This window comes from Thalassospira sp. UBA4513, assembly GCF_002388495.1.
Lineage (GTDB): Bacteria > Pseudomonadota > Alphaproteobacteria > Rhodospirillales > Thalassospiraceae > Thalassospira > Thalassospira tepidiphila.
On the sequence record NZ_DGMR01000032.1, the window covers coordinates 88,613 to 108,786 of the forward strand.

The following is a 20,174-nucleotide window of genomic DNA, read 5'->3' on the forward strand; positions in this document are numbered from 1 at the left end:
CAATGAAATTCTTTGAGAACCTCTCTATCCCGGCAAAGCTGATGAGCTGCTTTGCTATTATGATCGCGGTAATCTTGATGGTGGCTGGCGCAGGCGTTTTTTCGACCATGCAGGTCAGCAACGCCAACGATCAGCGCGATTATCTCTCGAAATTTGAACGCGACTATCGCGACCTTGATCGCGCCTATCTTGTCGCACGTCAGGAACTTATCTACTTCCTGACGACCGGCGACCGCGCTGGCTTGGCTGGGTATGAAACAGCGCGCGAAGAAATCGACATTCGTACGGATGTGCTCAAGACATATGCTTCAGTCAGCCCAGAGATCGCTGCCCTGATTGAAGAAATGGACGGCGCTATCGACCGTTGGGAAGAAATTGCAGCGCAACAAGCACAACTGATGCGCCACTATCTGACGGTTAACCATGCTCGTGCGATTGAAGCATCGGGTGAGCCGCGTGAACTATCAGACCAGGTCACTACGGTTGCAAGCGAGCTTGCCAAGAATATCGATCAAATGATTCTTGATGTTGAGGCAGAAGTCGCCCAAGCCATGCAGATCTTCCAAGTCACGCTTGGTGTTGGCGTCGTTCTACTTATCATCATGGCCGTGCTGTTTGGTGGTACCTTGTCGCGGATGATTGCGACCCCGATTCGTAAGATGACCGACGCTATGGGTAAACTGGCTGCTGGTAATCTTGACATCGAAACGCTTGACATGAAACGTGCCGATGAAGTGGGCGCCATGGCCAAATCGCTTGAAGTCTTCCGGGAAAACGCACGTGAACGTGCCCGCATGGCCGAACAGGAAAAAGTCGAGGCCCAGCGTCAGGTTGAACGTAGCCAGCGCATGGGAACTCTTACCAAGGGCTTTGACGAAAAAATCCAGGATGTTCTGCATGCGGTGAACGCCGCCCTTGATGATGTCCGTTCCGCATCCGAGACGCTGACGTCACACGCCCAACGCGCCAACCAGGATGCGCAGGACGTGGCCGAACAGGCGCAAGAATCCTCGACCAATATCGAAACCGTGGCATCTGCAACCGCTCAGTTGTCGGCCTCTATCTCCGAGATTTCCTCGCAGATTGCCCGCGTGACCGAAATCACGCAGGAAGCGGTCGGTCAGACAGAACGCACCAACGAGCGTGTTGAAAAACTCAATGAAGCGGCACAAAGCGTTGGCGAGGTGGTCAATCTGATCAGTGATATTGCCGATCAGACCAACCTGTTGGCCTTGAACGCAACCATCGAGTCCGCTCGTGCGGGTGAAGCCGGCAAAGGCTTTGCCGTGGTTGCCGGTGAAGTCAAAAACCTTGCATCCCAGACGGTCAAGGCAACCGAACAGATCACGGCCAAGATTGCCGAGATGCAAAGCGAAACCGGTGCTGCTGCCGAGGCTGTGCGTGGCTTTGCCGACACCATCAACAAGATTGATGAACTGATGTCGGTTGTCGCCAGTGCGGTGGAAGAGCAGGGCGCTGCAACCGAGGAAATCTCGCGCAGTGTCGAAGGTGCTGCGAACGGTAACGTTGCCATCACCAATGCTGTTAAAAGCGTTGCCAGTGCAACCACCGAAAGTGGTGACCTTTCCAGTGGCCAGCTTGACAGTGTCGGGCGATTGGCGGCCGCCAATGACGAACTTCGCAGTCACGTTAACGGCTTCCTCAATGACGTCCGTACTGTCTGACGCCTAAGACATATCAATGCCAAAAGGCGCGGGAATTTCCCGCGCCTTTTTTGTTTGGGGTATCCGGGCTGGGTTACGACCCTGATGGTTCTTTGCGATAGGGGCTGTGTTCGGAAAGGATGTAATCGCGGTCCTGACTGATGTGATTGCGTTCCTGGGTCAAAAATTGCGCGACCGCGCGTTTCAGTCCCGGATCAGCAATCAGATGGGCGGAATGGGTTATTACCGGTTCATAGCCGCGCTGGATTTTATGTTCGCCCTGTGCGCCCGCCTCGACGGTTTTAAGGCCATGCTCAATCGCGATATCAATCGCCTGATAGTAACAGGTTTCGAAATGCAGAAGCGGCGTACGGTCGATCGTACCCCAGTTGCGGCCATAAAGGGTTTCAGACCCGATCAAGTTAAGAGCACCGGCCACCATTTCTCCGTCATTGAACGCACATACAAGAACCGTGCGATCACGCATACGGTCATGCAGCAGATCGAAGAATTCCCGCGTCAGATAAGCCTGGCCCCATTTGCGGTCAGATGTGTCGCGATAGAAATGATAAAACCGGTCCCAATGGTCGGATTTCAAATCATCCCCACGCAGTGCCTTGAAACTGTAACCAGCTTCAAGAACTTGCTTGCGTTCCTTGCGCAGGTTTTTGCGTTTGCGCGAATTCAGTGCGCCCAGAAAATCATCGAAATTCTGATAGTCGCGATTGCGCCAGTGATACTGCATGCCCGTGCGCGCGAGAAAACCTGCCTGTTCCATCAACTGGCTTTCATCGCCGCTGCAAAACGTGACATGCAACGTCGCCATGCCAAGTTTTTCCGGCAGGATCGTCATGCCGCTGATTAAGGCGTTGCGCACGCTGTCGGGATCGGGATGATCCTTGGCGACAAGCAGCCGCGGGCCCGGCACCGGGGAAAATGGCACAGCCGATTGCAGTTTGGGGTAATAGCGTCCACCAGCACGTTCATAGGCCTCTGCCCATGACCAGTCGAAAACATATTCGCCGTAAGAATGGCCTTTTACATAAAGCGGCACAATCCCGATGACATCACCAGTCTCATCCTCTGCCACAAGGTGAAACGGCTGCCAGCCGGTTTCGGCGGTTGTTGATCCGCTGTCTTCCATGGCGGACAGGAAGGCAAAGCTGACAAACGGGTTGTCAAACCCGGCGCACTTGTCCCACTGGGCCTGCCCGATTTGATGAATATCGGTGACGGTTTTGATTTCGACAGCCAAATCTGAATTCCTGCAGATGGTCCCCATGGCGCCCGGTTTAACTCCCGAGGCCTTATTTTTATACGCATTAGCCGGTATATGCGTTCAGAAGATAGGCGCAATGCGCATTTACGCAAGGGAAAGCCTTTGACGGAAGCGCATCTAAGTCCTATTTCATTGTGCCACAGGCCATTTGGAATTGGTCTGAAAACGGCTCGGGGATTTTCCCGTGTCGCCCTCGCGAAGAAAAGGATGGTGCGCCGTGAACAGCAAACTTTCGTTGGAGAAGGACAAGATCAAGGTTGTCCTGCTCGAAGGTATCCATGAAAACGCTGTAAAGATGTTCAAAGAGGCCGGCTACTCAAATGTCGACCATTACCCTGCTGCGCTCGACGCGGACGAACTTAAGTCCGTTGTCTCCGAAGCGCACTTTTTGGGCATTCGTTCCCGTACCAAACTGACCGAAGACGTTATCGAAGCTGCGTCCAAGCTGACCTCGATCGGCTGTTTCTGCATCGGCACAAACCAGGTTGACCTGCAGGCTGCCGCGATGCGCGGTATCCCGGTGTTTAACGCACCGTATTCCAACACCCGTTCGGTTGCCGAACTGGTGCTGGGCCAGATCATCATGTTGCTGCGTGGTATTCCCAAACGTAACGCAGCCGCCCATGAAGGCGACTGGCTGAAAAATGCCCATGGCTCATACGAGGCACGTGGCAAGACGCTTGGTATCATCGGCTATGGCCATATCGGTTCGCAGCTTTCGGTGCTGGCAGAATCGCTTGGCATGAATGTCATCTATTTTGATGTTATCAATAAGCTTGCCATGGGCAATGCCAATTCCTGTTCGTCGATGGATGAACTGCTTGCCAGATCGGATGTGGTATCGCTGCATGTTCCGGCCAACGAGCAGACCAAGAACATGATCACGGCGACTGAGCTCGCCAAGATGAAAAAGGGCGCACACCTGATCAATGCGGCACGTGGCAATGTCATCGTGATCGAAGATCTGGCTGCTGCCCTTGAAAGCGGCCATCTGGCAGGTGCGGCGATTGACGTGTTCCCGGTCGAACCGGCAGGCAAGGACGAGCAGTTCGAGAGCCCGCTGCGCGGTATGAGCAACGTCATCCTGACCCCGCATATCGGTGGTTCGACCCAGGAGGCACAGGAAAATATCGGGATCGAGGTCGCTGACAAGCTGATCACCTATTCCGATAACGGCTCGACCCTGGGGGCTGTGAACTTCCCGGAAGTATCGCTTCCGGTCAAGGATCGCACCCATACCCGCTTCATGCACATTCACCGCAACGTTCCGGGCGTGCTGCTTAAGATCAACGATGTGTTTGCCCGTCGCGGCATCAACATCAGCGGCCAGTATCTGCGCTCAGAAGGCGGTGTCGGCTATGTGGTGGTTGAAGTCGACGAGGAAATCAAACCGGGCGAGGGCGTTCGCAAGGAACTCTCGGCAATCGAAGGCACCCTTCGCGTCCGCTTCCTGTTCTGATCTGAACAGATTTTAGAGAACAAAGAAGGGCGGGTGCCAGATGGTGCCCGCCCTTTTTCCGTTTTGTGGTATCTGTGTTGCTTAAAGCTTGCGATACATTACCAGTGCATCGGTTTCGCCCAATGTCGGGTGCATGAAGGCACCGGGCAGGCGCCCGACAATCTCAAACCCAAGCTTTGGCCACAGATGTACTGCGGCGGCGTTACTGGCGATGACGAAATTGAACTGCATCGCGCGGTATCCAAGATCCTTGGCACGGACCAGCGAATCTTCACACATGCGCCGCGCAATGCCCCGGCCACTTGCCGCAGGGGATGTCATGTAGCCGCAATTACAAACATGCGATCCGCCGCCGCCCTGATTTTGGCGGATGTAATAGGTGCCAACGATCTTGCCGTCTTCCTCGGCAACCAGTGTGACCTTGTCCTTTCCCATCCAGTAGGCGATGACGTCGTCGTCACTTAGATTGCTATCAATGGCGTAGGTATCCCCGGTCCGAAGGATGGGGGCGACAATTTCCAGAATGGCGGGAATGTCGTTGTCGGTGGCGGGGCGAATTTGCATGGGGTGCTCGTCTTGGCGTGAAGGTCAATCGGCTCGGCTGAACTCAGGAGGGCGCGTGTGGCTTACTATCGCCGCCTGTCAGCGTTTCTTCAAGGATTTCGGGATCGACTTCAAACGGAAGGTTGGCGCGCCCCGTCAATGCCTTTGCCAGTTCGTTGCGATAGCGTTCGCGCGGAATTTCCTCGACCCCGAACTGTTTGAGGTGATCATTGACGAACTGCGTATCAAGCAGGCTGTAGCCCCCCTGACGCATCAGCGCGACCAGATGGACGAGGGCGACTTTTGACGCATTGGTCGCGCGTGAAAACATGCTTTCACCAAAGAACGCCTTGCCCAGACTGACACCGTACAAGCCACCAACCAGCTCGCCGTCTTTCCATGCCTCGATCGAATGCGCGCAGCCCATCTTGTGAAGCGCACAATATGCATCAAGGATGTTGCTGTTAATCCAGGTGTCGTCGCGGGTATCGGTGGGCTCCGCACAGGCGCGGATGACCTCGGGAAAGGCCCGGTCGACATGGATCTTATAGGTGCCCTTGCGCACAGCCTTGCGCAGGCTGCGCGGGACATGAAACCCGTCAAGCGGCAAGACGCCGCGCCACTCCGGATCAATCCAGTACAGGGTTGGATCATCATGGCTTTCGGCCATTGGAAACAGGCCGACGGAATAGGCGCGGATCAAAAGATCAGGGGTCAGCTGGTTTGACATGATCGCAGTGATAATTGCTTTGGTCCTGTTTTTCTGGTGGTTGTTTACATATGAGTGACCCGGTCGCATGCGACAAGGTTGTTACCATTTCCAGTTTGAACCGGTCCCTTATAATAGGGAAGCGCGATTAAATTTTTGATTTAAATCTCAAACGAAAAACGGGAACCCGAAGGTTCCCGTTTGAAATCATCTTAGGCGCTGATCACAACGTTTTGTTAATGCCCATGAACTTTTCCAGCCAGTGGATGTCGTAATCCCCTTTCTGGATGTCCGGGTTGGCAAGAAGTGTTTGATGCAACGGAATGGTGGTTTTGATGCCGCCAATCGCGTATTCCGCCAGCGCACGACGCAGACGCATCATGCATTCCTCACGGTCGCGACCATGAACAATCAACTTTGCGATCATGCTGTCATAATAAGGCGGGATCGAATAACCGGTGTAAATACCGCTATCGACACGAACGCCCAGACCGCCAGGTGCATGATATTCCTTGATCTTGCCCGGTGACGGGACAAAGGTCTGCGGGTCTTCGGCGTTGATGCGGCATTCAATGGCGTGACCATGAATTTCAAGGTCTTCCTGCTTGAATGACAGCTCAAGTCCCGCTGCAACCCGGATCTGTTCGCGCACAAGGTCAACACCGGAAATCATTTCGGTGACCGGGTGTTCCACCTGAAGGCGGGTGTTCATTTCGATGAAATAGAACTCGCCATTTTCATAGAGGAACTCGATGGTGCCGGCATTGCGATACCCCATGCCGATCATGGCATTGGCAACCGTGGAACCGATCCGTTCGCGTTCTTCGGGCGTCAGGGTCGGAGACGGGGCTTCTTCAAGCACCTTCTGGTGGCGGCGCTGCAACGAGCAATCGCGTTCAAACAGGTGAACGGCGTTGCCGTGCGTATCCCCGATGACCTGCAATTCGATGTGGCGCGGTTTGCCAAGGTACTTTTCCATGTAAACGGCGGCATTGCCAAAGTTCTGCAATGCTTCCTTACGGGTCATGGAAAATGCTTCGGCAAGATCTTCTTCGCGCTCAACCACTTTCATACCACGACCACCGCCGCCGCCTGATGCCTTGATCAGGACTGGGAAGCCGATCTCCTTGGCACATTTGCGGGCTTCGTCAACGCTGGTGATTTCACCATCAGATCCCGGAACACATGGAATGCCAAGCTTTTCGGCCGTCTGCTTTGCCGTGATCTTGTCGCCCATCATGCGGATATGTTCCGGCGTCGGGCCGATGAAGGCAAAGCCGTGCTCTTCGACCATGGAGGCGAAATCGGCGTTTTCCGACAAGAAGCCGTAGCCCGGATGGATGGCCTCGGCCCCGGTGATTTCAGCGGCCGAAAGAATGGCCGGAATATTCAGATAGCTGTCTTTGGATGCTGCCGGGCCGATGCAGACCGATTCGTCGGCCAGACGCACATGCATGGCGTCCGCATCAGCAGTGGAATGCACCGCGACAGTTTTGATGCCCATTTCGCGGCAGGCGCGCTGAATACGAAGCGCGATTTCGCCACGGTTGGCAATCAGGATTTTGTCGAACATGCGGTTGATACCCCGGCTTATTCAATAATGACTAGCGGCTCGTCATATTCGACCGGATGGCCGTCGGTCGCGATAATCTGGGTGATCTTGCCAGATTTTGGTGCGCGGATCGGGTTGAAGGTTTTCATCGCTTCAATCAGCATCAGGGTCTGGCCTTCGGCAATGCTTGCGCCGACCGAGATGAACGGAGCCGCACCCGGTTCCGGTGCAAAATAGACAACGCCGACCATCGGCGATTTAACCGCACCCGGATGGGAGGCGGCATCAGACGGCGCCGCAACAGCCGGCGCGGACGCAGCCGGAGCCGCCGGCGTCACAGCCGGAGCAGCAGCAACCATGGTGCCCTGACGGGCGACGCGAATACGGTTGTCACCTGCGGCAACTTCAATTTCGGTCAGATTGGTGTCGTCCAGCAGCTCGGCGAGCTGGCGAATGGCGTCATTGTCGATGTTGAACTTGCTCATTTCGATATCTTTATGATGGTGTGTGGATCAATCCGCGCATGGCATCCAGGGCGTTCTTGGTGCTCCGGGAGCCAAAGCCGTAGATCATGCCGTTTGCAGCTTTCGAGACGTTTAAATCGTGTCTGAATGCATTCCGCTTTTGAATATTGGACAGATGAATCCCGAATTTCGCCATGAACAATGCGGCGAAAGCTTCAAGGATCGCAACCGATGTGTGCGTATATGCCTTAGCATTGCCAAGAATGCCAGAGTCTTCTTGTCGGTTTTGCTTAAAACCAGTCAACTCGTTCACTTCCATTCTTGCTTCGAAGCATCCATCGCGCATCAGTCCGCAGGGTGTCTCGACCGTTCAGGAATGCCCGAACCGCGAAGCAATCCGCTTCTGAATGCCCAACATTTGGAGTTGCGTTTATAACACGACCAAAGTCTGACGCAACTTTGCATTGGTCTTTGCAACGCGGCCTTGATGCTTCTGGGGAGCATGATTGACCAGCAAGGCGAGCTTGCCGGGGCATCGACACCAAAAAGCCATGCAAGACGGCTTGCTTCGGGCGAGCGTGCTGCGCATACTGCGCGGCAATTGTGAATAATTTGATACTACATGGATGAAACGGAAAGATGCGTCTTACGATCAACGGTGAAGACCGCACCATCGAAAATGCTGGAAACGTTGCCGAACTTCTTGGCGAGCTTGGAATCGCCCAGACCAAGGTCGCGGTCGAACGCAATCTGGAAATCGTTCCCAAGACGGCCTATGGCGAAACCCGGCTGGCCGATGGCGACAAACTTGAAATCGTGCATTTTATCGGCGGTGGGTCACATGAAGCAGGCCTGGCTGCGGCAGATGACGACGGTTTCGTTGTTGCAGGCAAGAAATTCTCGTCCCGCTTGCTGGTGGGCACCGGCAAGTACAAGGATTTTGAGGAAACCAAAATCGCGATCGAGGCATCCGGTGCTGAAATCGTCACAGTTGCCGTGCGCCGCGTAAACCTGACCGACCCGAACCAGCCGATGCTGGTCGATTATGTCGATCCGAAAAAATACACCTATCTGCCCAATACGGCCGGCTGCTTTACCGCCGATGATGCTGTGCGTACGCTGCGCCTTGCACGCGAAGCAGGCGGCTGGAATTTGGTGAAACTCGAAGTACTGGGCGATCAGGCCACACTTTATCCCAATATGCCCGAAACGCTTAAGGCGGCCGAAGCCCTGATCAAGGATGGCTTTGATGTCATGGTGTATTGCAGCGATGATCCCATTCAGGCCAAAATGCTCGAAGATATGGGCTGCTGCGCGATCATGCCGTTGGGCTCTCTGATCGGTTCTGGCATGGGGATTTTGAACCCGGTCAATATCGCGCTGATCAAGGAAAACGCCAATGTGCCGGTTCTGGTTGATGCGGGCGTTGGCAGTGCATCCGATGCCGCTGTTGCCATGGAACTGGGGTGTGACGGTGTCTTGATGAATACCGCAATCGCCGGGGCAAAGGACCCGATCCGTATGGCGCGCGCGATGAAACATGCCATCATTGCCGGGCGGGAATCCTTCCTGGCTGGCCGGATGCCCAAAAAGAAATATGCCGATCCGTCCTCGCCACTGGCCGGGATTATCTAGGCGATATCCTTGCGAAAAGCTGTAATCCAAAAGGCCGTTTCGATAGTGAAACGGCCTTTTGCTTTTTCATTGAGACCGCGAAACAACAAAACTGCAGATGTTGGCGTTTTGTGTTTGGTCAGGTCGTTTTGATCAGGATGCGTCTTTCAGTCCGGCATCGACCAGCGCATTGACACGCTCCATATCCGCACCCGAAACCATTGTGCCATTGATCAGGAAGGCCGGGGTGCCGGAAATGCCAACGGCACGCGCCATGCTCGAATACTGGGCCAGCATGCCGGTGATTTCCGGCGCCTTCATGTCCTCAAGCATCTGTTCCACGTCGATGCCAACACCGGCTGCCAGTTCATTGATACGTTCCTGATCAAGCAGGCCACGGTTGGTCATGAAGGCTTCGTGCGCTTCCATGTATTTGTCCTGCTTGGCAGCAGCCAGTGCGGCACGCGCGGCAAGGGTACTTTCCTCGCGCAGGATCGGGAACTCGACAAAGATGGTGCGAACCTTGCCATCACTGTTTTCGGCAATTTCCTTCACGCCGTCGAAGGCGCGCTTGCAATAACCGCAGTGGTAATCAAAAAACTCGATCACAGTCACCGGCGCATCAACCGGCCCGACCGAGGGAACGGAACTGTCAGCAACCAGTGCATCCCAGACAGGGGTGATAGCTTCTGCCTGCTGGCGGGCCTGTGCGGCCGCTTGCCAGGATTGGACATTCTGGATCGCGCGCAAAAGAACATCCGGGTTATCAAGCAGGTATTGTTCAATAACGCCCTCGATTTCGGTTTTCTGTTCAGCGCTCAGGCTATCCTGCGCGAAAGCTGCCTGCCCGCCAAGCAGCATGCCGATACCAAGTGCTGTGCCAGCAAGAAAGCCTTTTGCGATATGGGAGTTCATTGGACGTCCTTTTGTCTCTGGCCAGTGTGTAATGCTGTGGTCCTGACCCTGATGAAATGTGATGGTTTTTGATACGTGATCTCGTTGCTAACGTGAAAGTAAAATATGCGTTAGATGTATCACACTATTCTGTGCGGCGATGTGATCATCGCCCGAAACAATGCCGATCCATACAAGGCGCACCTCGTCGGCCTGTGCATCCGGCCAATATCGACGATAAAGCGTCGCCAGATCGAAATATTCGCGGTGCCATTCACCGTACCGCACTTCATACTGGCCAACGGCGATGCGGACTTCCTGATCCATGGTTGGTTTTCCGGATCCAAGGTCGCTTTCTGTCCAGCTTCCCTGTGCCTGCCGTCGGAAACCAAGCACCAGCTCAACATCCCCGACTTGGGCTGCACTGTTGAATTGCCAGTCAAAAGACAAAAACGGTGACGCCAGCACGATCACATTTGTTCGCCGACCGATTTCAAATGCCCCCATCCCGGGGCGCGCGGCAAGGGCGATGCGTCCGTCCTTGTCCTCCCAGCCAAGCGGGGCCGGGTTCACGTTAGACTTTTGATTGACCTGCCAATAGCGCGGCGGGTTGGACAGTGAAAAAGGCGCATACAAAAGTTTCAGGTCACCACTGACATCCACACCAGCACCGGGCAGGCTGCAACTTGTTATGCTCAGCGATCCCAGCACGACCATTACAGACGCCAAAACCCTTCTGGATGTGAAGGCGCGCGCGGCCCGTGGCTTGGCGCGCAGTGCGGGCGAAGACGTCAATTGGCGGCGTCCTTGCCCGGTACGCCATCAGGATTGGTCGCCTGAAGAATGTCCTGCGCACGAACCCATGTGGCCGTGCCCTTTTCAAGCTTACGGTCCGCCTGAACCGCATGATAGCTCGCCGCTTGCCGATCACCGGTCAGAAGGCTGTATTCCGCCTGTGACAGGGATGCTTCGCCCTCATTGCCAAGACGGTTTTCGACAATTGCCCGGAACCGCCATGCAGATGCATTGCCGCGCTCGCGCGACAGTACCCCGATCAGGTTTTCTTTGGCCGGGGCCAGATACGCCTCATCGCCGGTTTCGATCATTGCATGCGCCAGAAGAAGTCGGATCAGCGGCGCACCGTTTGAAAGTTCTGCCGACTTTTGCAGCGGTGGGATGGCATCGCGCGCACGCCCGAATTCCAGAAGAATCTGGCCTTTCAGTTCTTCGAAATAGGGATTGGATGGTTCCTCGGCGATCAGGCCTTCGACAATCTCAAGCGCAGGCTCAAGCTGTGAATCCCGGTAATAGGCGATCGAGCGGGCATAACGCGCGGCAATGCTCGTATCGCTTTCGGGATAGGTGCGCATGGTATTTTGAATATGGCTGGTAAAGGCAAACAGTTTGGCGCGCATGCGGGCATGGCGCTCATACATATCGGGGCTGACCTTTGCATCCTTGAGCGATGAGTTGGACACATAGTTTTCAAGGAAGTCGACACGTTCGACGGTCAACGGGTGGCTGCGCAGATACGGGTCCTGGCTTGCGGTACTCAGCAATTCCTGACCTTCAAGGGTCTGCATGAATTCCAGCATCCCGCGCGACGAAATGCCTGCCTCTGTTAAATACTTCACACCGGCCTGATCGGCACTGCTTTCCTGGGTCCGCGAATAGGCAAGGAAGTTACGGGTGGCCACGTTCTGACCGCCCAGAATGGCGGCAGTACCGACATCAGACCGGCCGGCAGCCACACCGGCAGCAACACCGGCAATTGTGGAAAGAATCGAGATTGCAGACGCATTGCGCAACTGGTCATGAACGCGTGAAAGATGCCCGCCCGATATGTGGCCGGTCTCGTGGGCAACAACGCCGATAACCTGTTCGGGAGTCTCTGCTTTTAACAACAGCCCAGTATTGATAAAAAGCTTTTGGCCCCCGGCAACAAATGCGTTCAAGCTGTTGTCGGAAACGATATAAATGGACACGCCATTCGGATCGAGGCCCGCTGCCCTGAAAATGGGCGTGGCATACATCCGGAGGGTTTCCTCGATCTCTGTATCGCGGATAAAAGAACGACCCTGCGCGAAAACCGTGCTAGGCAGGGCAACAAGGAAAATGGCAGTGAGAGTAATAATGCGTCTGAGCAAAATGTGCGTTCCATATTTTCGTTCGACTGATGTCGGTTCCGTGCCGACGCGCAAGCCATCATGGCGGATCGCGGTCGCAATCGCAATGACTGCCGGTCTTGCCGCATGTAGTGCTAATGAAACAGAAAATCTTGGTCAAATAGGGGCAGTGTCCGGTTATTTCGGTGGTGTGGTCGCTGATGAGCCACGTGCCGTTCGGAATGCACGGGATGTTTTGTCTGCCGGTGGCACGGCTGCGGACGCTGCTGTGGCGCTTTACGCCACCATGACCGTGACCAAGCCATCCGTTGCCGGAATTGGCGGTGGTGGGGTTTGTGTTGTGCATGATCGCGCGACGAAAAAGGTCGAAGTTCTTGATTTCTGGCCACGTCCGGGCACACGGACCGGTTCCGATCAGACGCCAACCACCATCCCGACTGTTCCGCGCGGCCTTTATGCGTTGAGCGCACGTTATGGCCGTTTGCAGTGGGGCTCGCTGATCAGTGCGGCTGAACAATATGCCCGCCTTGGCGTGCCGGTATCGCGTTCGCTGGTCAAGGATATCGAGGCAAACCGTGCCCGGATTGAGGCCAGCCCGGCATTGCGCGCGACCTTTATGCCAGATGGCAAGATGCTTGAAGTCGGTGACCGTATCCGTGCGGTTAATCTGGCAGCCCTTCTGACGTCACTGCGCGTCAAGGGACCGGGCGAGTTTTATAGCGGTGCGTTGGGGGCTGATATCGCCAATGCCGTCACCGCAGCGGGCGGTACATTGACAGCTGATGACATGCGCACCTATCGCCCGCAGTGGAAAACCGCGACCGAGGTCAAGGTTGGCAATGAAACGCTTTATCTGGCCTATCCGCCGCGATCCAATTCTGGTGCTTCGGTCATCACCGAGGGCGGTGAACTTGCCGATATCCTGAACCGTTATCTGGCGGATATCGCATCGGGTTCTGAAGCCGCACAGGCCAATGCCGGACGTAGTGGCTTTGTTGTTGTGGATCGTGCCGCCAATGCGGTTGCCTGTGTCACCACCATGAACAAGCCGTTTGGTGCGGGGCTTGGTGCGGATGCGTTTGGCCTTAATCTGGCTGCGGGGGATGCAAACATGATTTCAACCCCGCTGATGGGGCCGGCATTGATGGTGAACCCGTTTGTCTGGGAATACTATTACGGCATTGCTGGCACGGGCACGCCGGCCGGTGCGACCAAACAGATCGCCACCATGGCCGAAGACCTGATTGGTACTGGTGCTGCATCGGGTATTTCGATGAATTCCGACGGGGCGTCTTCGGTCAATGTCATCAAGTGCCTTGAAGGCACGCCACCTCATCCGGAAAGCTGCCAGTTCCTTGCCGACCCGGCAGGCGGCGGCATGGCCGGAACCCGATAATCATAGACCACCCAACAGGGCAGGGGACATCCTGCCCTGTTGCTCTTAAACACATGTCAGGACCCCACAAATGGCATTGAAGCAATCCCTTCGTGGTGCAATTTCGCCCTTTATCGTGATGGATGTGATGCGTGCGGCCAATGCGCGCGAAAAGGAAGGCAAGGCTGTCTTTCATCTTGAAGTCGGCCAACCCGGAACCCCGGCACCGCGCAAGGTGCGCGAAGCTGCTGCTAAGGCGCTTGAGTCTGATTTGATCGGCTATACCAACGCCATGGGCATTGATCCGCTGCGCGAAGCCATCGCCGGGCATTACAAAACCAAGTTTGGCGTTTCGGTCGATCCGGCGCGGGTTTGTGTTGCCAGTGGCTCTTCATCGATCTTTGTGCTGGCGTTTTTGGCGGCCTTCGACGCCGGTGATCGTGTTGCGATGGCAGCCCCCGGTTACCCGGCCTATCACAACATTCTAAGTGCGCTGGGTATTGATACGATCAACCTGCCCGCCGGGCCGGAAACCCATTATCAGCCGACGGTTCAGATGCTGCGTGATCTGGATGAACCGGTTGATGGCCTGATCGTTGCCAGCCCGTCCAATCCGGCTGGCAGCATGATTGATGTTGAAACCTATCGCGAACTGGCAACCTATTGCCGCGAAAACGGTATTCGCCTGATCAGTGACGAGATCTATCAGGGGATTTCGTTTGGCGATGTGGCCGAATGCACCGCGCTTGAATTCGGTGATGAAGCCATCATCATCAACAGTTTCTCGAAATACTTTTCCATGACCGGATGGCGTCTGGGTTGGGCGATTGTCCCGCCCGATCTGATGCGTGCGGTCGAATGTCTGCAACAGAACCTGTTCATCTCGGCCCCGGCGTTGTCACAGTTGGCGGCGGTGGCGGCCTTCGATTGCGAGGATGAGCTGCAAGCCAACATCTCGGCCTATGCGCGCAATCGTGAAATCCTGCTGGATGGATTGCCGAAGGCGGGCTTCACCAAATTTGCCCCGGCGGATGGTGCGTTTTACCTCTATGCCGATGTGCGCGACCTGACCAATGACAGCGAAGCGTTCTGCAAGCAGATGCTTGAAGAAACCGGCGTTGCCACGACACCGGGGACGGATTTCGACCGCATGCGCGGCAAGGGCTATGTGCGCTTCTCGTTCGCTCATAGCGAAGACACCATGGTCGGTGCGGTCAAGGCGCTTCAGAACTGGAAACGCTGATCGTTCATTAAATCACCACGAAAAAAGGGCTGCCCGATGGGCAGCCCTTTTTGTTTGTTCAGATGCCCGATCTTAACGACCGAGGCTCCACCAGCCGCGTTTCTTTGGCTTCGGTTTTTCGTCTTTTGCCGGCGCAGGCGCCGGTTCAGCTTTCTCAGCCTTGGCAGGCTCAGCGGCTTTCGGCTCGGCCGGTTTCTCTACAGGCTTCTCGGCAGGTTTTTCTGCCGTATTTTCGACAGGGGCTTCTGCCTTTGGCGTTTCTTTCTTCGGTGCCGGTGCGCTGACTTCTGCCGGGGCAGATGCCGGTGCGCTTGCGGCCTCCGGTTTTGCTTCCGCCTGGGTTTCAGGTTTTGCTTCCGGGGCCGGGCCCGACTGGATCGGGATGTTTTTCACATCACCCCGATCTTCATCACCGTCAGTGCGATCAGAACGGCTGTTGCGATCACGGCGATTGCGGCGATTGTCATTGCGATCACGGCGCGGACGGGCCGGGGCCGGGGCAGTGGTGCTGCGGGTACGACCGGCGCGAACGCCTTCCTGATCAAAGCTGTCGGCATCCTGACCTTCGCTGTCGGCGTCGATCACGGTGTTTTCATCCGTGCCGTCCGGTGCTTCGTGATCACGATTGCGGCGTGCAGCCGTCAGGGCCGGATCATCAGCCGGTGAACGGGTGCGGTTGCCATCAAAGTCCTGACGACGCGAACGACGGCGACCACCACGCTTGCCACGACGGCGGCGCTTGCGATTGCTTTCGTCATCATCGTCGTCATTATTGTTGCCATCTGCATTATCAGATGCGCCATCGCTGTCGTCTGATGCTTCCTGCGGCTGATCATTGTTGCGATCATCGCGGTCATCATTACGGCCACGGCGACGACGACGGCGACGACGGCGCTTGCCGCCCTGATCGTCGTCTTCGTTGCGTTCGATTTCGTCTTCTTCTTCTTCGAGATCAACCGGGTTTTCGATCGCAGTCAGCGATACACTGTCGGTATTGAGAACCGCAGAAACCTCTTCGACCTCGTCACCTTTTTTCGCGCGTGTACGCTCGATACGGTGATCAGGTGAAATCAGGCTGTCATCGCCAAAGATCATGACGCTGAAACCGTAACGGCTTTCGATCTCGCCAAGCGAGTCACGTTTGCGGTTCAGGATATAAAGCGCAACTTCACTGGCAACATGGACGGTCAGCGCGCCCGAACGGCGACGCATGCCTTCTTCCTCGATCACGCGCAGCAGGTGAAGGGCTGCACTTTCAATCGAACGGACAAGGCCGACACCACGGCAGTGGGTGCAAACTTCAAACGCGCTTTCGACCAGCGACGGGCGCAGGCGTTGACGCGACATTTCAAGCAGACCAAACGGGCTGATACGGCCGATCTGAAGACGTGCACGGTCGTTGCGCATTGCTTCCTTAAGCTTGCGTTCGACAGATGCCTGATTGCGGTGGTCTTCCATGTCGATAAAGTCGACAACGATCAGACCGGCAAGGTCACGCAGGCGCAGCTGGCGCGCGAGTTCTTCGGCCGCTTCAAGGTTGGTCTTGTAAGCGGTTTCTTCGATGTTGCGTTCGCGGGTCGAACGGCCGGAGTTAACGTCAACCGCGACCAGTGCCTCGGTCGGGTTGATAACCAGATAACCACCGGATTTAAGCTGTACGACCGGGTTGAGCATCGCATCAAGCTGGCTTTCCACCTGGAAACGGTGGAACAGCGGCACGCCCTGATCTTTGTAGGGCTGCACGCGTTTGGCATGCGACGGCATCAGCATCTTCATGAAGTCTTTGGCAACCCGGTAACCATCATCACCTTCAACCAGAACTTCATCAACATCACGTGCATAAAGGTCACGGATGGAACGCTTGATAAGGTCGGCTTCTTCGTAAATCAGGCACGGTGCCTGGCTCTGAAGGGTGGTTTCGCGGATACGATCCCACAGGCGCATCAAATAATCGAAGTCGCGTTTGATTTCGGCTTTGGTCCGTTCTGAACCAGCGGTACGAACGATCACCGCCATGCCGTCCGGAATCTCAAGCTCGGCCAGAATGGATTTCAGGCGCTTGCGATCCTTGGCATTGGTGATCTTGCGCGAAATGCCGCCACCACGCGGGGTGTTTGGCATCAGAACGCAATACCGACCGGCCAGCGACAGGAAGGTCGAAAGAGCCGCACCCTTGTTGCCGCGTTCTTCCTTGACGACCTGAACCAGAATGATCTGGCGGCGTTTGATCACTTCCTGAATTTTGTAGCGTTTCTGAAGCTGACGGCTGTGTGACTCAACGAACTCGTCACCGTCGTCATCACCACCCATATCCTCGATGTCTTCTTCAACATCGGCGGTCGCGTCAAGTGCGGTTACTTCGTTGGCGTCGTCATCGACATCAACTTCAAGCTCGGCGATTTCCGCAGACATGGCGGCATTGCCACCAGTCGGGGTATCGTCACCGTCCGAGCCGTTGTCATCGTTGCCGTCAGAGGATGCTTCTGCGTCGGTGCCAGATGCTTCGACATCATCGCTTTTCTTGCGACGATTGCGCGGGCGACGGCGACGCGGCTTGGCTTCTTCTTCCTCGCCTGAACCGGCATTGTCGGTTGCGGCATCTGACGGGGCAGCGGCCTCGGCCGATGCGGCCGCGTCGGTGTTTTCTGCCTCTGGCGCGTCGGATGCTTCGTCCTTGCTCTGGGCGCGCGGTTTGCGGCGCGAGCGGGAACGCGACGGTTTCTTGTCTTTTTTCGGGCTGTCTTCGGTATCGCCGATATTGTCTTCGACGATTTCGGCGTCCTTGACCTGTGTGTTGCTCTGCTGGGCAAGAGCTTCACGGTCGGCAACCGGAATTTGATAATAGTCGGAATGGATTTCGCTGAACGCAAGGAAACCATGACGGTTTCCGCCATAGTCAACAAAGGCCGCCTGAAGCGACGGTTCTACCCGCGTGACTTTCGCGAGATAGATATTACCCTTGATTTGCTTTTTTGTCGAAGTTTCGACGTCGTATTCTTCTAGGCGATTTCCGTGAATAACAACGACGCGGCTTTCTTCCGCGTGCGTTGCATCGATAAGCATACGTTTGACCATTCGGAACCTGTTCCTGGAGGCCCCGCCAGTTCAATGCTATGGGCGCAATTGCGCTGATATGCAAACAAACCGGCGTGTCCGGAGGCGCCAACCATAAAGGTCGCGATATGTCCTGTATGTATCTGGGTCATCGCGTGTCGGCTGCTCTTCCGGTTGGACCTGGTTTTGGTGTTGAAACAAAAAGAATTAGATTGCGTGTCTTCGAGCGCGCCAAGACAGCCTTTTTAAGGAGGGCTCTATCGGGAGCGGGAATTGCCGCGTCACCGAGACACCGACCGTAAGAACTGCACTCGTCGCGTCCTCAGCCTGGTGGCATTTTGGTTGCTTACCACAAAGCATAGGAATCTCGGGTGCAACATATCCCTTTTATGCGTATGCTACAAACAGTTTTGTTGCGTGATGTGACGACTTTCTGACAGTAACGTGTAAAAACACACAGAAATCCGCGCGATTTTCCTTTGGATGATTTGGTTCGGGCAAATATATGAAAACACACTGTTTTTACAGTTTTGTCCCATGCCATGCCTATCGCGGAAAGTTGAAAGGTCTGTCATGCAAGTTCTGTCGTTGGTCAATTGCCCGTTAACCAACGCATTGCTATAAGCGCTTAACAGATGCTCTTGCAGGGTAACAGGCGCTGAAACGACAGATGTATTCACAGCACGCGACTTCATTTTCCACGCCGAAAAACGCACCATCGCGATCATTGCTGGTTAAAATTGCCAGAACGATGATGGTGGTGTTTGCGCTGTTGTGTGCCTCCCAGATCATCGTATCAGGGGCGTCTGCCCAAACGGCCAAGGTGCTTGGCGCGCGGCTCGGGGTTTATCCCGATTACACGCGCTTTGTGATCGATCTCGATCAGGAAGTCGACTTTACCTATTTCCTGCTGCCCGATCCGTACCGCATCATCATTGATATGCCAGAAATTGACTGGAACGCCCCGCCGGGCAAGGTGACTTCGGGTGGTGGGCTTATTTCCGGTCTGCGGTATGGCCTGTTTAAACCGGGCACGTTCCGTGTGGTGCTTGATGTTGCCCAACCATCGCTGGTTTCAAAGATTTTCTCGTTGCCGCCCGGCGGCGGGAAGCCCAACCGTCTGGTGGTTGATCTTAAACCGACACAGCGCGATGCGTTTCTGACCGCGTCGCGCCAGAGTATGGAAGCCTATTCTGCGCGCAGCCGTAACGATACCAGTGCGACCGAACAAAGTGTCGATGTCGCGGTGCAATCGGGCCGGGGGGGCGAAGAAAAGCCGCTGATCGCGATTGATGCCGGACATGGCGGGGTGGACCCGGGCGCAATTGGTGTTGGCAATGTCTATGAAAAGGACCTGACGCTTGCGGCTGCACGCCAGTTGGCCGAAACCCTGACAGCATCGGGGCGCTATCGCGTTTTGTTGACGCGCGACAAGGACGTGTTCCTGAAACTGCGTCAACGCGTGGACATCGCACGCAAGGCCGGGGCAGATTTATTCATATCCCTGCATGCGGATTCAATTGGCAATCCCAAGCATCGAGGCGCATCGGTCTATACCCTGTCTGAAAACGCGTCGGACAAAGAGGCCGCGGCACTGGCATCCAAGGAAAACAAGGCCGACGTCATCGCCGGTATTGATCTTTCCGATGAAAACACGCTGGTGCAAAGCATTCTGATCGATCTTGCGCAACGTGAAACCATGAACCTGTCGGCGACCCTTGCGGCCAACATGGTCAGTCAGCTTGCCCAAAGCATCGAACTGCAACGTCGCACTCATCGCTTTGCCGGTTTTGCGGTTCTGAAGGCACCGGATATTCCTTCGGCCTTGTTTGAAATGGGATATCTTTCGAATGCGACCGACGCCAAGTTGTTGCAAAGTCCGGCTCATCGCAAAAAGATTGCCGATGCGGTCTTGCGGGCAATTGATATCTATTTCGAGAAACACAAATTCTAATACTCGGGCGTGATGCCGATGATTTCGCTGGGGCCTAAACGGTCAGCGAAATCATTGTGTGGTGTTTGCGCGAACAAATGCTGTCTGGCGTGGCGGCTGTCACAACCTTGTCATTATTTTGCCGCTATAATGCGGATACATCCGTTTTTTCGGCACAGACAGGCGAAATGTCTGCCGGGACATTGCATTTCCGGTAAGAGTGCATGAATATGCGCCCCTACCGGATCAGGCCAACAAAATGAAA

The 20,174-nt window shown here is 55.4% G+C and carries 16 protein-coding genes and 1 pseudogene; 7 read left to right on the forward strand and 10 right to left on the reverse strand.

From position 1 onward, the window contains the following. The first annotated feature begins 2 nt into the window (after positions 1–2). Positions 3–1,685 (forward strand): methyl-accepting chemotaxis protein, encoded by a 1,683-nt coding sequence (locus B2T33_RS13205; RefSeq protein ID WP_197147223.1) that lies wholly within the window; start codon positions 3–5, stop codon positions 1,683–1,685. A 73-nt stretch (positions 1,686–1,758) separates the two neighbouring features. On the opposite strand, the gene B2T33_RS13210 is transcribed toward B2T33_RS13205, so the two are convergent. After that, complete coding sequence (locus B2T33_RS13210) at positions 1,759–2,919, reverse strand: GNAT family N-acetyltransferase (RefSeq protein WP_252724095.1); 1,161 nt, start codon at positions 2,917–2,919, stop codon at positions 1,759–1,761. Between the two features lie 241 nt (positions 2,920–3,160). Here B2T33_RS13210 and serA point away from each other — a divergent pair, with 241 nt between their 5' ends. Next, entirely contained in the window at positions 3,161–4,402 is a 1,242-nt protein-coding gene (gene serA / locus B2T33_RS13215) for a phosphoglycerate dehydrogenase (protein ID WP_063088315.1), read from the forward strand. A gap of 81 nt (positions 4,403–4,483) precedes the next feature. Here the strand turns inward: serA and B2T33_RS13220 are convergent, their stop codons facing one another. The 5 genes from B2T33_RS13220 to B2T33_RS13240 form a co-directional block, all read right to left on the reverse strand. Beyond that, entirely contained in the window at positions 4,484–4,966 is a 483-nt protein-coding gene (locus B2T33_RS13220; protein ID WP_286792284.1) for a GNAT family N-acetyltransferase, read from the reverse strand. A 43-nt stretch (positions 4,967–5,009) separates the two neighbouring features. Continuing rightward, complete coding sequence (aat, locus tag B2T33_RS13225; protein WP_008890610.1) at positions 5,010–5,675, reverse strand: leucyl/phenylalanyl-tRNA--protein transferase; 666 nt, start codon at positions 5,673–5,675, stop codon at positions 5,010–5,012. 202 nt (positions 5,676–5,877) lie between these two features. After that, a complete protein-coding gene (gene accC, locus B2T33_RS13230; protein ID WP_197147226.1) occupies positions 5,878–7,227 on the reverse strand; it encodes an acetyl-CoA carboxylase biotin carboxylase subunit in 1,350 nt (449 codons plus the stop codon). Between the two features lie 17 nt (positions 7,228–7,244). After that, positions 7,245–7,691 (reverse strand): acetyl-CoA carboxylase biotin carboxyl carrier protein, encoded by a 447-nt coding sequence (locus tag B2T33_RS13235; RefSeq protein WP_286792286.1) that lies wholly within the window; start codon positions 7,689–7,691, stop codon positions 7,245–7,247. Positions 7,692–7,701: 10 nt separating this feature from the next. Beyond that, on the reverse strand, positions 7,702–7,989 hold the full coding sequence (locus B2T33_RS13240) for a type II 3-dehydroquinate dehydratase (protein ID WP_064789769.1): 288 nt from the start codon (positions 7,987–7,989) through the stop codon (positions 7,702–7,704). Between the two features lie 320 nt (positions 7,990–8,309). Here B2T33_RS13240 and thiS point away from each other — a divergent pair. Then, positions 8,310–8,495 (forward strand): annotated as a pseudogene (gene thiS / locus B2T33_RS20405) (sulfur carrier protein ThiS); the annotation flags it as partial. Positions 8,496–8,522: 27 nt separating this feature from the next. Beyond that, positions 8,523–9,305 (forward strand): thiazole synthase, encoded by a 783-nt coding sequence (locus B2T33_RS13245; protein ID WP_238538699.1) that lies wholly within the window; start codon positions 8,523–8,525, stop codon positions 9,303–9,305. A gap of 132 nt (positions 9,306–9,437) precedes the next feature. Here the strand turns inward: B2T33_RS13245 and B2T33_RS13250 are convergent, their stop codons facing one another. The 3 genes from B2T33_RS13250 to B2T33_RS13260 form a co-directional block, all read right to left on the reverse strand. Continuing rightward, complete coding sequence (locus B2T33_RS13250; RefSeq protein WP_286792287.1) at positions 9,438–10,199, reverse strand: DsbA family protein; 762 nt, start codon at positions 10,197–10,199, stop codon at positions 9,438–9,440. Between the two features lie 87 nt (positions 10,200–10,286). Continuing rightward, the gene (locus B2T33_RS13255; RefSeq protein WP_286792288.1) at positions 10,287–10,973 is read right to left on the reverse strand and encodes a hypothetical protein; all 687 of its coding nucleotides are present in this window, start codon (positions 10,971–10,973) and stop codon (positions 10,287–10,289) included. Next, entirely contained in the window at positions 10,970–12,379 is a 1,410-nt protein-coding gene (locus tag B2T33_RS13260; protein WP_339661074.1) for a M48 family metalloprotease, read from the reverse strand. Before B2T33_RS13260 ends, B2T33_RS13255 begins: the two co-directional genes overlap by 4 nt. On the opposite strand from B2T33_RS13260, the gene B2T33_RS13265 reads away from it, so the two are divergent. After that, positions 12,312–13,700 carry a gamma-glutamyltransferase gene (locus B2T33_RS13265; protein ID WP_063088307.1) on the forward strand — a complete coding sequence of 463 codons (1,389 nt, stop codon included), beginning with the start codon at positions 12,312–12,314 and terminating at the stop codon, positions 13,698–13,700. The two genes, B2T33_RS13260 and B2T33_RS13265, sit on opposite strands and share 68 nt — an antisense overlap. 70 nt (positions 13,701–13,770) lie before the next feature. Then, positions 13,771–14,922 carry a pyridoxal phosphate-dependent aminotransferase gene (locus tag B2T33_RS13270; RefSeq protein ID WP_063088306.1) on the forward strand — a complete coding sequence of 384 codons (1,152 nt, stop codon included), beginning with the start codon at positions 13,771–13,773 and terminating at the stop codon, positions 14,920–14,922. A 72-nt stretch (positions 14,923–14,994) separates the two neighbouring features. Here the strand turns inward: B2T33_RS13270 and B2T33_RS13275 are convergent, their stop codons facing one another. After that, positions 14,995–17,997 (reverse strand): Rne/Rng family ribonuclease, encoded by a 3,003-nt coding sequence (locus B2T33_RS13275; RefSeq protein WP_197147230.1) that lies wholly within the window; start codon positions 17,995–17,997, stop codon positions 14,995–14,997. Positions 17,998–18,646: 649 nt separating this feature from the next. Here B2T33_RS13275 and B2T33_RS13280 point away from each other — a divergent pair. Beyond that, entirely contained in the window at positions 18,647–19,930 is a 1,284-nt protein-coding gene (locus B2T33_RS13280) for an N-acetylmuramoyl-L-alanine amidase (RefSeq protein WP_143588773.1), read from the forward strand. The last annotated feature ends 244 nt before the right edge of the window (positions 19,931–20,174 follow it).

What these genes read in the sequence shown, in the direction of transcription:
- B2T33_RS13205 (WP_197147223.1), top strand. Translation starts at nt 3, where the DNA reads ATGAAATTCTTTGAGAACCTCTCTATCCCGGCAAAGCTGATGAGCTGC.
- B2T33_RS13220 (WP_286792284.1), bottom strand. Translation starts at nt 4,966, where the DNA reads ATGCAAATTCGCCCCGCCACCGACAACGACATTCCCGCCATTCTGGAA.
- aat (WP_008890610.1), bottom strand. Translation starts at nt 5,675, where the DNA reads ATGTCAAACCAGCTGACCCCTGATCTTTTGATCCGCGCCTATTCCGTC.
- accC (WP_197147226.1), bottom strand. Translation starts at nt 7,227, where the DNA reads ATGTTCGACAAAATCCTGATTGCCAACCGTGGCGAAATCGCGCTTCGT.
- B2T33_RS13235 (WP_286792286.1), bottom strand. Translation starts at nt 7,691, where the DNA reads ATGAGCAAGTTCAACATCGACAATGACGCCATTCGCCAGCTCGCCGAG.
- B2T33_RS13240 (WP_064789769.1), bottom strand. Translation starts at nt 7,989, where the DNA reads ATGGAAGTGAACGAGTTGACTGGTTTTAAGCAAAACCGACAAGAAGAC.
- B2T33_RS13250 (WP_286792287.1), bottom strand. Translation starts at nt 10,199, where the DNA reads ATGAACTCCCATATCGCAAAAGGCTTTCTTGCTGGCACAGCACTTGGT.
- B2T33_RS13265 (WP_063088307.1), top strand. Translation starts at nt 12,312, where the DNA reads ATGCGTCTGAGCAAAATGTGCGTTCCATATTTTCGTTCGACTGATGTC.
- B2T33_RS13270 (WP_063088306.1), top strand. Translation starts at nt 13,771, where the DNA reads ATGGCATTGAAGCAATCCCTTCGTGGTGCAATTTCGCCCTTTATCGTG.
- B2T33_RS13275 (WP_197147230.1), bottom strand. Translation starts at nt 17,997, where the DNA reads ATGGTCAAACGTATGCTTATCGATGCAACGCACGCGGAAGAAAGCCGC.
- B2T33_RS13280 (WP_143588773.1), top strand. Translation starts at nt 18,647, where the DNA reads ATGTATTCACAGCACGCGACTTCATTTTCCACGCCGAAAAACGCACCA.